The following is a 13195-nucleotide window of genomic DNA, read 5'->3' on the forward strand; positions in this document are numbered from 1 at the left end:
ATTATTACATTATAAAACATGAGTTACCCTACTGAACAAATTAAATATTTTCTCCTCTTTCTTCAATCACCCTCTTATACCAATAAAAGGATAACTTCTTTTTTCTTTGTAATTTATTTTTGTGATCTACATATATAAAACCATATTGCTTTTTATATCCGTTAAGCCAACTTAATAAATCGATTACAGACCATGCATAATAACCCTTTAAGTTTATTCCTTCCCTAATAGCATTCTTTATTGCTTTTAAATGTGCTTCTATAAACTTAATTCTTGGAACATCCATTACTTCATTTTCTATTATTGGATCTGCATCCCCCAAACCATTTTCTGTGATGTATATTTTAATATCTCCATAGTTATCTCTTAAATTTCTAAGTCCATCTAAAAAGGCTTCCGGAGCTATTTCCCAACCCCACTTGGTATAAACCTTATCCTCCATTTTAACTGTCCTGTAGACTCCATCAAAAGAAACATTACCAGGTGCACCAGTACAATTTTCTCTTGTCCTTGTAACACTCCTTGATAAATCCTTATTTTTCATAACTCTCTGCGGCTGATAATAATTTAGTCCAATAAAACCATTTTGATCTGCAGCTTCCTTTATTACTTTTAGTTCTTCCTCATTCCAATCTGGAAGCCATCCTTTTTCCTCTAGCTGCTTAACAACATATTCAGGATAACTGCCCTTTAAAATCGGATCATAGTACCAGGCAATTTCATACTGATTTGCGTGATAAGCTGCAAACTTATTTTCTTCTTCTTCATCAACACTAAAGGCTGGTGAAAATACATGTGTAATTCCTATCTCCCCATATTGTCTTAACTTTTTATATTCCATAACCGTCTTAGCATGTGCTGTAAATACATTATGCGTTGCAGTAAAGTATTTTTTTATATCATTAGAAATACCAGGTGGATGAGTTCCTGTTAAATATCCTGAACTGCAAAATACTATTGTCTCATTAAAAGTAATCCAATGCTTTACCCTGTCTCCAAAAGCTTCAAAACAAGTTTTTGCATATTTTACAAAAGCATTAATAGTTTTTTTATTTGTCCATCCGCCTTTCTCCTCTAAGGCTTGTGGCATATCCCAATGATACAAAGTTGCAAAAGGAACAATTCCATATTTTAAACATTCATCTATCAAATTGTTGTAAAATTCAATGCCTTTTTCATTAATCTCACCATCACCATCTGGTATAATTCTTGCCCAAGATATTGAAAATCTATAAGAATCTAATCCCATCTCGGCCATAAGCTTTACATCTTCTTTATATCTATGGTAATGATCTATAGCCACATCCCCATTAGTTCCTTCAAAGGTCTTACCAGGAATTTTAGAAAAAACATCCCAATTGCTAATTCCCTTTCCATCTTCATTCCATGCCCCTTCTACTTGGTACGCAGCTGAAGCGGCACCAAAGAAAAAATCTTTTGGAAATCTCATTTTTTTCCTCCTAACTCTATTTAGCATTATAGTCAAATACATTTACTATTTTTCAGCTAACTTTAATGCTTGATGAAGTACCTTCTTGCCATTCAGCATTCCATAATCAGCTGAATTTATTACTTCTACGGGAATGCCCTTTGGATCAAATATACCTTTTGCTTTTGGAAGCATAAATTTTATTTGTGGTCCAAGTAAAACAACGTCTGCATCATTAGCGTGATTTATCATTTGTGCTTGAGGTAATGCATCTATATCTGCCTCAATTTTTTCTTCAGCAGCAGCTTTCTTCATTTTTGTAACTAACATACTAGTTGACATACCAGCACTACAAAACAATAAAATTTTCATATTAATTCCCCCTAATTTAATTAATTTTTATTTAATAAAGTATTTATTAGCTTTCTCATTTCAATCATTTCCAAAATCATATTTTTTTCAGATATAGTCGTCATTAAATGATCTTGGGAATGTACAAATAACACAGAAACTCTTAAAGGCTCACCACTAGCTTCTTGCTGTAACATATTTGTTTGAATGTCATGTGCCTTTCCAATAGCATCGTTTGCTTTCTCAATCAAACCATCTATTTCATCATATTTTCCTTCCTTAGCCTTGTTAAGTGCATCATATAAATAAGCTCTAGCATCACCTGAATATATTATTATATTCATCACTATTTGTTCTATGTCCACTTCTTTCACCCCCGATAATAATTATGTTTTCTTCTTACACCATTTTATATAGCAATTACCGTGCCAAACACTAAAATTAATATAAAAGCCTATATTTATTAACATTTTTCACATTTTATTTCTAGTGTTTAACTAAAACTCTTAGTGTTTAATGTAAACATTTTAGTGTTTAAACACATTGCCAAAAACGTAAAAATATTGTAATATCATTATGTTTCAATTATACTATAAGTATTATAGATAAATAACTTGAAACATCAAAATTATAAATACCAAATGTATCCTTATGCTAATGTTTTCAATTCACAATTCACAGTTCACAATGCACAATGAAGGATGATTTTTCTACGCAAGCGTAGAAAAATCTTAAAACTTATTTTTTTATTGCTTACGCACTCGCGCCATATATGGTGCTCAGCAAAGCTGACAATCTTTAAATTTAAGATTTACCTAAGCAAAGCGAAAGGTAAATCATCCTTCATTGTGAATTGTTCATCGTGAACTGTGAATTGAAAAATATTGCTGTTAGGATAAACTTGGTATTTGCAATTTCAATGTTCCAAGTTGTACATCTATATAACCATGGGAGGCGCAAAATGAATAATCGAGAAATTATATATAATGCATTACTCGAAAATTCCAATGGTGATGGTGTAGACGCCCAAACTCTAGCAGATATACTAAATATAAGTAGATCAAATGTTAGTCATGAATTAAACACTATGTTTAAAGAAGGCAAAGTGTTTAAAACTTCTGGACGTCCTGTTTTATTTTATGTTTCAAACACAAAATCAAAAAAATCTAAATTGGATGAATTTATAAAAAACAATATTAGCTTAAAGCAGGCTGTTGAACAATTAAAAGCAGCTGTACTATATCCACCAAATGGAATGAACTGTTTAATATTGGGTCCTACGGGTGTTGGAAAATCAATGTTTGCATCTATTATGCATGATTATGCTGTAGAAATGAATATTAAAGATAAAAGCTCACCATTTTTAATATTTAACTGTGCAGATTACTCCAATAATCCTCAACTTTTAACATCTCAACTTTTTGGTGTAAAAAAAGGTGCCTATACAGGTGCAGATACAAACAAAGTTGGTCTCATAGAAAAGGCTAATGGCGGTATTCTTTTTCTAGATGAAATTCATAGGCTTCCACCTGAAGGTCAAGAATCACTTTTTACCTTTTTAGACAAAGGGACTTTTAGAAGAATGGGTGATGACGAAATAAAGACAGCTAGTGTTTTAATAATTTCAGCTACTACAGAAAATCCTAATTCTGCACTTTTGAAAACTTTTACAAGAAGAATACCTATGATTATAAACATTCCATCGCTTAATGAAAGAACTCTTGAAGAACGATTATATTTGATTAAATCCTTTTTTAAAACAGAAAGCAAGAAATTAAATAGGGATATTTCCGTTTCTTTAAATACAATGCGTGCATTTTTGTCTTATAATTGTCCCAATAACATCGGTCAATTAAAGAGTGATGTACAACTTATATGTGCCAAGGCATATTCAGAATTTTTAACTAATGCCAAACGTGATGTTAGAATAACTAGTCTTAATCTTCCACTGTACATTAAAGAAGGTTTATATAAAGAAAAAGAACATAGAATATTGTGGAACAAACTAATGGGAGACGAAATAGAATTTTTTAAGTTTTCAAACAGTGATGATAATACAGAAGTTTCAAAGGTTGAAAATAACGAAAGTATCTACGAATTCATGGAACAGAAACTTGAAAAATTAAAATATAAGGGCATCTCTAACATCGATATAGAAAATATTTTAGAAAAAGATATAACAAAGTATTTTAATAGGTATATAAACAGAATATCTGAAGAGATGAACAAGAAAAATCTTTTAAACATTATTGGAGAAGATAATTTAAATTTTATTGATAAGGTAATTTATACTATAGTTACTTCTTTAAAAAGACGCATTAGTAGTAACATTTACACTGCCTTAGTTCTGCATATTAACACCTTGCTTTCTAGAATATATAGCAATCAAAACATTATAAATCCAGAGCTTGATAAAATAAAAAAACTTTATCCAATTGAATATGAAATAGCTCTTAATGCCAAAAAACAGCTTGAGCAATACTTAAACCACGTAATTCCAGATGATGAAGCTGGTTATATAACATTATTTTTAGTTAATGATGAAAAACAAGCAAAAAAAATTACGGATAAAGTAACCATTATAGTAATCGCTCATGGAAAAGCTACTGCTACCTCAATGGCAGAAGTTACAAACGAACTTTTAGAAGAAAATTTTGTTATTGGAATTGATTGTCCTCTAGATATTAATCCTTCTGTAGTACTAGAGAAATTACGAAGCACAATTAAAAGTAATTTTACTACAAGCGGTTATATACTTCTTGTAGACATGGGATCCCTAACTACCTTCGGTGAAATAGTAGAAAATGAATTCAAAATTCCTGTAAAGGTTTACCCACTTGCTTCAACACTCCATGTAATCGAAGCTGCAAGGAAATCTCTTTTAGGTTTGTCTATAGGTGAAATTTACAATGATATACTATCAGTAAATTCATATCAACATATAGACTCTCACTTAAACTCTTTAGACACTAAAAATAAGAAAACCATAATAATTACTGCATGTTTAACTGGCGAAGGTGGCTCTCTTGCCATAAAAAACTTTTTAAATAGCAACTTGAAATATGACAGGGATCTATTTGAAATAATTTGTCTTAATTGTTTAGATAGAAATCATTTTAAGCATAAATTATTAAAGTTGCAAAAGAAATACGAAATACTTTTTATAGTGACTTCTTTTCCAATTGATTTAGATATAAAACAATATAACATGCATGACGTGCTTAGCCTGAAAGCTATGGACGAATTGCAGGAATCAATAGATACAAAATCTGTGGTTCAAAAAATGTCCTCTATACTTAAAGAAAATATAGACAATATAGATGGTAAGGAACTTTATGAAGACATAACTCAATTTATTAGCAGAATTGACCACAAGTTAAACATCAAATTAACTGATGATATTTTTATCGGTCTTGTCCTTCATATTGCTTTTTCCTTAAGCCGATTAAAAAAAGGCCAAGCAGCCGTGGAATATCCTGATAAAGAAGATTTTATAGAAAGGAATTCAAACCTATATACTCTTGTAAAAGAAAGCTATATGCCATTATATAGTAAATACTATATTGAATTCTCTGATAGCGAAATTTGCTACATTACAAACTTCTTTTTACAAGCTACGAAAATTTGATTCAGTATACAAATAGATTGGGGAGCGAGTGATTATGAATACTAAAATAATGAAAGATAGATATAATGCAGTTGGTTATCATCCCATGATAGATTATCGAAATAAAAGCAACCACAAGAAACTTAATCTTATTAAACCACTGCTGCAAGACTTAATAAATGCTAAGATAACAGCATTGGACTTAGGCTGTAATGCAGGAAAATATAGTTTTCTTATGGAAGAATTGGGTGCAAAAGTAACAGGTATTGATTTTTCAGATGTTGCTTTAGAAATTGCCAGAGAAATTGGTAAGGATATAAAAAGTCATTGCGTATTTGTTGAGGGGAATATCTTAGACATGCAGTTTAAAGAAAATTCATTTGATTTAGCATTATTTCCATTGAATATTGTGGAATTTCAATATGGAGATATAGAGATTTTATGTCAGGAACTTAAGAATATTTTGACTCCAAACGGTCTATTTTGTATTACAATCCAAGACGGAATTAGCAGAATTAGAACTGGAAGAGATTCAAAAGAAACTTATGATTTATCCAGTGGTATTCATAAAGCATTTCATGATATTCCAAACAAAGGTATATATGAATATCAAACATACTTTTGGACTTTAGCATTTGCTAAGTATATTATAGGAAAATATTTTACCTTAATTAAGGAAGTTGAATATGATGCAAATCTATATTGGCTTACTTTTAAAAATATAAAATAAATGTTATTTTTCCTCCACCTTGCTACGGAAAATTATAATTTAAATTAAAGATTTTCCATAGCAAAGCGGAGGAAAATCAACATTTACTTTTTACCAAAGGTAAAACCCTTCACCTTTGACAAGCGTAGCTATGTCAAACCCTTCACTTTTCACATAGTGAAAAAGTTAACCTTTTAACGTGCAAAGCACCGTTAAAAACTTTCACTTAAGTTGCTTTATAATATTTAAATGTAACAAACTCTTCAACTTTATTCTATTATCTAATCTGTTTCAAATATAATAACACTTTTTTATATAGATATACCAGCTCAACTATTAAAATTCATATGCACCATAATGCCCAGAAGACGGCATTTGGTACAAATGAATTTTAAGTTTCACAATGGTCTATCTTTATTCACACACCTTCTCAGGATTTAATATATTTTTAGGATCAAAAGCTTTTTTAATATTTTTCATAAGAGAAATATATTCTTCTCCATACTGATTAAACAAATATTTCTTTTTAGCAAAACCTATACCATGTTCTCCTGATACAAGTCCTTCTAGTTCAATAGCTTTGCTGTACATACATTTAAATATTTCCTCAAGCTTCTTGTCCCATTCTTCTTTGCTTAAATCATCTCTAAGAATATAAACATGTAAATTTCCATCGCCTGCATGACCAAAGCTTCTTATTCTTATATTAAACTTATTTTGAAGTTCATTTGTATACTTTATAAACTCAGCTACTTTATTTCTTGGAACTACAACATCACATTCATCCATTTCTGTAGTTGAGGCTTTAACGGCTTCAAGGAAGGCTCCTCTTGCATTCCAAACTGCCTCTTTTCTTTCATCTGTATCAACTATATAAACATCAAGTGCTCCTTCATTAAGACAAATTTCTGCAACACTTTCATAATCCTTTTCAACCTGCTCCTTGCTATTTCCATCAAAAGTTAAAAGTAAATATGCATCAGCACTGTTATCTGGGAACTTTTTACCCAAATATTCTTCTGCTGAAATTATTACTTCTCTTTGCATAAATTCTATAGCTGTAGGAATTGACTTGGATTTTATAATTTTGGGTACAGTTCCTATGGCTGTATCAAGATTCTTAAAAGGCACTAAAAGACTTATAGTTTTCTTAGGAAGTGGTAGAAGTTTTAAAATAGCCTTAGTTATTATTGCAAGTGTTCCTTCTGAACCACATATTAAATCCTTTATGCTATAGCCAGAACTGTTTTTAACAACCTTTCCTCCAAGCTCCATAATATCACCATTTGGAAGTACAACCTCAAGACCTCTTACATAATCCCTTGTAACACCATACTTCACTGCTCTCATGCCTCCTGCATTTGTACTGATGTTTCCTCCTATTGTTGCTGATTTTTCTCCTGGATCTGGTGGGTAAAAAAGATCATGCTCAGTAACAAACTTTCCTATTTCCATTAATAAAACTCCTGGTTCAACAGTAAGTGTTAAATTTTCTTCATCAATTTCAAGAATTTTATTCATGCTGCTCATATTTATCATTATTCCACCAAGCATTGGCACAGAAGCTCCAACAAGTCCTGTTCCTGAGCCTCTTGGTACTACTGGTATTCCTTTTTCATAGGCATATTTCATAACCTTTGATATTTCCTCTGTAGTCTCTACCTCTAGAAGTACTTCTGGCATTTTACTTACACCGCCAAGTTCATCATGGCTGAAGTCCTCATTTATTTCATCTCCACTAAGTACTCTATCCTCACCTAAAAGTTCTTTAAAATATTTTATATCTTCTACATTAACCATAAAGCTTCCCCTCCTAAACAGCTGATTCTATTTTCTTATTTTGTTTTAATTCTTCAATAAGCTTTGGTACTATTTCGTATATATCACCAACAATTCCATAATGGCTTGCATTAAATATAGGTGCTTTTTCATCCTTGTTTATTGCAAATATATATTCACTGCTGTTCATACCAGCTGTAAATTGAACTGCTCCTGAAACTCCAAGAACTATTATGAGTTTAGGCTTTACAGTTCTTCCACTTAAACCTATTTGAGTTTTAGCATCTATCCAGCCTGCTTCAACAAGTGGCCTTGTTCCAGCAACTCTTGCCTTCAAAAGATTTGCTAATTCATATACCATGTCCATATCCTTTTTAGTTTTTATACCTCTTCCAACTGCAATTATTACCTCTGCATCTGAAATACTGTTTTCTGGAAGCTTTTTAGTTACCTTTAAAACCTTTATATTAGAAGCAAGTTTTTCTTTACTTATACTGCATAAAGATATTTTTCCACTTTCTTCTTTCTGTCTTTCTGGGGCACTCATTACTTTATATCTTACTGTTGCCATTTGAGGTCTGCTGTTTGGATTTACTATTTGTGCCATTATGTTTCCTCCAAAAGCAGGTCTTATTTGAACTAAATCTGTATTTTCTTTCATATCAAGTATTGTACAATCTGCTGTAAGCCCTGTTTTAAATCTTGCTGCAATTCTTGGCGCCAAAGATCTTCCAACAGTTGTTGCTCCAACAAGTATTGCTGTTGGTTTTACTTTGTTTATTAAATCTTCAAATACAGCGGTATAAGGTTCTATTGAAAAATCCTTTAATTCCTCATAATCATATACAAAAACTTCATCAACGCCATAATGTAAAAGTTCCTCAGCCTTCTCTTTTATATTGTGCCCAATAAATAATGCATAAACTGGATGATTTATTTTTGAAGCCAGTTCCTTTGCCTTTCCTATAAGCTCGAAGGTAACTGGATGTATATTTCCTTCAACATGATCTACGTATACTAAGATTCCTTTCCACAAGCTTTTATCAATTGCCTTTACCTCTTCTTCTACAAACTCCATTACCCCTTTAGGGCCTTTTCTAACGCACATCTTACAAAGCTTGCAGCCTGCATTTACTTCAATTTTTCCATCATGATTTTCTATAGCATTAAATGGACATATACTCAAAAGTTCATTTATATTTTCTTTTGTAACTTTATTTTGATTAACAACTAACTTTCCCATAATAATCCCCTCCACTAAACATATTTTAATTGTTTAAGCTTTCCAATTATTTTGTTTGATACTTCATCACTGCTGCCCGTCCAAGTTTCTCTGTCATTATTTACTGAAGGCGGAAATATCTTTTCTACCTGAGTTGCAGAACCATTGAGTCCATATTGGTTTTCATCCTTATCCTCAAAATCATTAAGACAAATAGTCTGTATTTCTCTATCCTTAGTTTCAAGCTTTTGCCTATAAGAAGGAAGTCTTGGCTGAAAGATGTCCTTATCTACTGTAAGCAAACATGGATAGGTAACTTTATCAAGTTCTATTGTATCTGGCATATCCATCTCTACAGTTATAGCTTTTTCACTTGCTTCTTCTATTTTTATTACATTTGCAATATGCGGTATTTTTAAATATTCTGCTATTTCTGGTCCAACCTGTGCGGTATCTCCATCTGTAGTTTGTTTTCCACATAATATCAAATCAAAGTTTCCCATTTTTCTAATTCCTTGGGAAATTGTATAAGCTGTAGCAAGTACATCAGCTCCTGCAAACTTTCTATCTGAGATAAGTGCTCCCCTATCTACTCCCATCATATAAGCTTCCTTAATGACTTCTTTTGCTTGCGGTGGTCCCATGCTTATGACGTTTACGCTACCTCCAAGCTTTTTTTTAATCCTAAGTGCTGTTTCAAGAGCATATAAGTCATACGGATTCATTTTAGAATCTACTCCATCCCTTTTTAATACTCCTGTTTTTTCATCCACTTCAACTTTGCTAGTACCTGGAACTTGTTTAATACATACTAATATTTCCATTGTGATCCCTCCATATTTTAAAATTGGTATATTGGTATGACCAATTTTAAGATAAATTATAGCACACACAAAAAAATTATTCTACAAAATCCAGAAATTTAAAAAATTTTTAATAAAATTTAGAATATAATTATTTTTAAAAAATATTGTTAAATGTTTGACAATAATAAAATGGTGGTATATACTGACATTGTAAAAATCAAGCATGTTATATAACAGTTTTATTTTAAAAAGTAGTGTACAGGTCATTGATATATCAATAGTTTACTATATTCGCATCATTGAGTATGACAATATTTTATTTCTCAATTTATAAAATACTAATGTGTGCTATATAACACATCCAATTTTATTTGCAATAGTTTGTTAAATATCAAACTATTTCTCAAATTTTATAAAAGAGGTGTATATTAATGAAAGTCACAAATTCAAAAGAGCTAAAACAAAAACTCAATCAATTAAGGGACGCTCAAAAAAAATTTGCAACATATACTCAAGAACAAGTTGATGAAATTTTTAGGCAATGCGCTATAGCTGCTGCTAAGGAGAGAATAAGTTTATCTAAGTTAGCAGTAGAAGAAACAGGAATAGGTCTTGTAGAAGATAAAATTATAAAAAATCATTTTGCAGCAGAATATATATATAATAAATATAAAAACGAAAAAACTTGTGGAGTAATAGAACATGATGAAGCATTAGGTATATCAAAAGTTGCAGAGCCAATTGGAGTTGTTGCCGCTATAATCCCTACTACAAATCCAACCTCTACAACAATTTTCAAATCACTAATTTCTTTAAAAACAAGAAATGCAATTTTCTTTTCACCTCATCCTCGTGCAAAAAAATCAACTATTACTGCTGCAAAATTAATTTTAGATGCAGCTGTTAAAGCTGGAGCACCCAAGGATATAATAGGTTGGATAGATGAACCTTCAATAGAGCTTTCACAAGAATTAATGAGTGACGCTGATATAGTTTTAGCAACAGGAGGTCCTTCAATGGTTAAAGCCGCCTATTCATCGGGTAAACCTGCAATCGGTGTTGGAGCTGGAAATACTCCAGCAATAATTGATGAAAGCGCAGATATAAATATGGCTGTAAGCTCCATAATTTTATCCAAAACCTACGATAATGGTGTAATATGTGCTTCCGAGCAAGCTATATTAGTTCCAAATTCAATATATGAAAAGGTCAAAAATGAATTTGTAAAACGTGGAGCATATATACTTAATACAAACGAAATCGCCAAGGCAAAAGAAATTATGTTTAAAGATGGAAACATTAATGCTGGTATAGTAGGAAAATCAGCTTGTTCAATTGCTAAAATGGCAGGAATAGAAGTACCAAAAACTACGAGAGTATTAATAGGTGAAGTTCAATCTGTTGAAAGAGATGAGTTATTTTCACACGAAAAATTATCACCAGTATTGGCAATGTATAAAGTTAAAGATTTTGATGAGGCTCTTGAAAAAGCAGAAAGACTTGCATACTTGGGTGGAAATGGACATACTTCTTCTTTATTTATAGATTCTGAAAATAATAAAGAAAAGGTTGAAAAATTTGGACTTGCAATGAAAACTTCAAGAACCTTTATCAATATGCCTTCTTCACAAGGAGCAAGTGGAGATTTTTATAATTTCGCTATAGCACCTTCCTTTACCTTAGGCTGTGGTACCTGGGGCGGAAATTCTATATCAGAAAATGTAACCCCTAGACATTTATTAAATATTAAAAGTGTTGCTGAAAGAAGGGAGAATATGCTTTGGTTCAAAGTACCTCAAAAAATATATTTTAAATACGGCTGCCTTGGCTTTGCATTAAAAGAATTAAAAGACATGGATATAAAAAGAGCATTTATAGTAACAGATAAGGATCTTTTTAAACTCGGATATGTTAATAAAATCACAAAGGTATTAGATGAAGTAGATATTAAATATGATATATATTCAGATATAAAATCTGATCCAAGCATTAGTTCTGTAAAAGATGGTGCAAAAAAAATGCTAAGCTTTGAACCAGATGCTATAATATCAATTGGCGGTGGTTCTGCAATGGATGCCGCAAAAATAATGCACTTACTATATGAATATCCAGAAGCAAGCCTTGAAAATCTAGCTATAAGATTTTTAGATATAAGAAAAAGAATATGTGAGTTCCCTAAACTAGGCAAAAAGGCAATTTCAGTAGCAATTCCTACAACTGCTGGTACTGGCTCTGAAGTAACACCTTTTGCAGTTATAACTGATGATGAAACAGGAATGAAATATCCTTTAACTTCTTATGAGTTAACACCAAAGATGGCTATAATAGATGCTGAATTAATGATGAACATGCCTAAAGGATTAACTGCTGCAACAGGAATAGATGCATTGGTTCATGCCATAGAAGCATATGTTTCAAGCATGGCTACAGATTATACTGATGCATTATGTTTAAGAGCTATAAAAATGATATTTAAATATTTACCACTAGCCTATAAAAACGGAAAAATAGATGTTGATGCTAGAGAAAAAATGGCACACGCATCCAATATTGCAGGAATTGCTTTTGGTAATGCTTTCTTAGGTATATGTCACTCTATGGCTCATAAACTTGGAGCAATGCATCACGTTCCTCACGGAATTGCTTGTGCAGTCTTAATTGAAGAAGTTATTAAGTTTAATGCAACAGATTGCCCAACAAAACAAGCAGCATTTCCTCAGTATAAATATCCTAATGCAAAAGAAAAATATGCTGAAATCGCAGATTATTTAAATTTAAAAGGCAGCAATGATGATGAGAAGGTTGCAGCATTAATAAAAGCTATTTCAGATTTAAAGAAGGAAATAAATATTCCTAAAAATATAAGTGCAATTGGAATTGACAAAGAAGATTTTTATCTCACATTAGATAAAATGTCTGAGCTTGCTTATGATGATCAGTGCACAGCAGCAAATCCTAGATATCCACTTATAAGTCAACTTAAAGATATATATACGAAAGCCTTCTAAAACGTGGCTGTCGCACAAATATTGTATATTGCGAATCAAAGTGTAGTGCAAAATCAAAGAACCTTTGGCAGGCGTAGAAAAATAATGTTAGTGAATAGCGGCTCAAAATCCTAAATAAAATTAATAAAGCTAAGCGGCAAATCTTTTAAGGCTTAAGAGCTTTCGATAACTCGCCAAAAGATGCTCAGACAATCTAAATCTCTAAAGTCTTAAAAAATTTTCCACTAAGTTTTATGCAATTTTATTTTAGAAATTTTTTCGCCACTATTCCCTAACATCATTTT

At 31.5% G+C, this 13195-nt stretch carries 9 protein-coding genes; 3 read left to right on the forward strand and 6 right to left on the reverse strand.

Annotation, left to right across the window (positions count from 1 at the left end):
- Positions 1-40: 40 nt before the first annotated feature.
- From CUEA01_RS20590 to CUEA01_RS20600, 3 genes are read right to left on the reverse strand one after another with little or no spacing between them, the layout of a single operon-like run.
- Complete coding sequence (locus CUEA01_RS20590) at positions 41-1450, reverse strand: glycoside hydrolase family 1 protein (protein WP_234123843.1); 1410 nt, start codon at positions 1448-1450, stop codon at positions 41-43.
- 45 nt (positions 1451-1495) lie between these two features.
- Positions 1496-1801, reverse strand: coding sequence for a PTS sugar transporter subunit IIB (locus CUEA01_RS20595; protein WP_234123845.1), 306 nt, complete (start codon positions 1799-1801; stop codon positions 1496-1498).
- A gap of 20 nt (positions 1802-1821) precedes the next feature.
- Positions 1822-2124, reverse strand: a complete 303-nt coding sequence (locus CUEA01_RS20600; protein ID WP_235700014.1) for a PTS lactose/cellobiose transporter subunit IIA — start codon at positions 2122-2124, stop codon at positions 1822-1824.
- Between the two features lie 617 nt (positions 2125-2741).
- On the opposite strand from CUEA01_RS20600, the gene CUEA01_RS20605 reads away from it, so the two are divergent.
- Positions 2742-5408 (forward strand): sigma 54-interacting transcriptional regulator, encoded by a 2667-nt coding sequence (locus tag CUEA01_RS20605; protein WP_234123849.1) that lies wholly within the window; start codon positions 2742-2744, stop codon positions 5406-5408.
- Positions 5409-5442: 34 nt separating this feature from the next.
- The gene (locus CUEA01_RS20610; RefSeq protein ID WP_234123851.1) at positions 5443-6117 is read left to right on the forward strand and encodes a class I SAM-dependent methyltransferase; all 675 of its coding nucleotides are present in this window, start codon (positions 5443-5445) and stop codon (positions 6115-6117) included.
- A 393-nt stretch (positions 6118-6510) separates the two neighbouring features.
- Here the strand turns inward: CUEA01_RS20610 and CUEA01_RS20615 are convergent, their stop codons facing one another.
- The 3 genes from CUEA01_RS20615 to CUEA01_RS20625 are packed head-to-tail and all read right to left on the reverse strand — an operon-like array spanning position 6511 to position 9921.
- Positions 6511-7896 (reverse strand): FAD-binding oxidoreductase, encoded by a 1386-nt coding sequence (locus CUEA01_RS20615; protein ID WP_234123854.1) that lies wholly within the window; start codon positions 7894-7896, stop codon positions 6511-6513.
- A gap of 13 nt (positions 7897-7909) precedes the next feature.
- A complete protein-coding gene (locus CUEA01_RS20620; protein ID WP_234121672.1) occupies positions 7910-9118 on the reverse strand; it encodes an electron transfer flavoprotein subunit alpha in 1209 nt (402 codons plus the stop codon).
- A gap of 14 nt (positions 9119-9132) precedes the next feature.
- Positions 9133-9921: an electron transfer flavoprotein subunit beta/FixA family protein gene (locus CUEA01_RS20625; RefSeq protein WP_234123856.1), complete on the reverse strand. Its 789-nt coding sequence runs from the start codon at positions 9919-9921 to the stop codon at positions 9133-9135.
- Between the two features lie 413 nt (positions 9922-10334).
- Between CUEA01_RS20625 and adhE the strand changes: the two genes are divergently transcribed.
- Positions 10335-12911, forward strand: coding sequence for a bifunctional acetaldehyde-CoA/alcohol dehydrogenase (adhE, locus tag CUEA01_RS20630; RefSeq protein ID WP_234123858.1), 2577 nt, complete (start codon positions 10335-10337; stop codon positions 12909-12911).
- Positions 12912-13195: the final 284 nt, after the last annotated feature.

It is taken from the genome of Clostridium hydrogenum (assembly GCF_021432385.1).
GTDB classification, from domain to species: domain Bacteria; phylum Bacillota; class Clostridia; order Clostridiales; family Clostridiaceae; genus Clostridium_S; species Clostridium_S hydrogenum.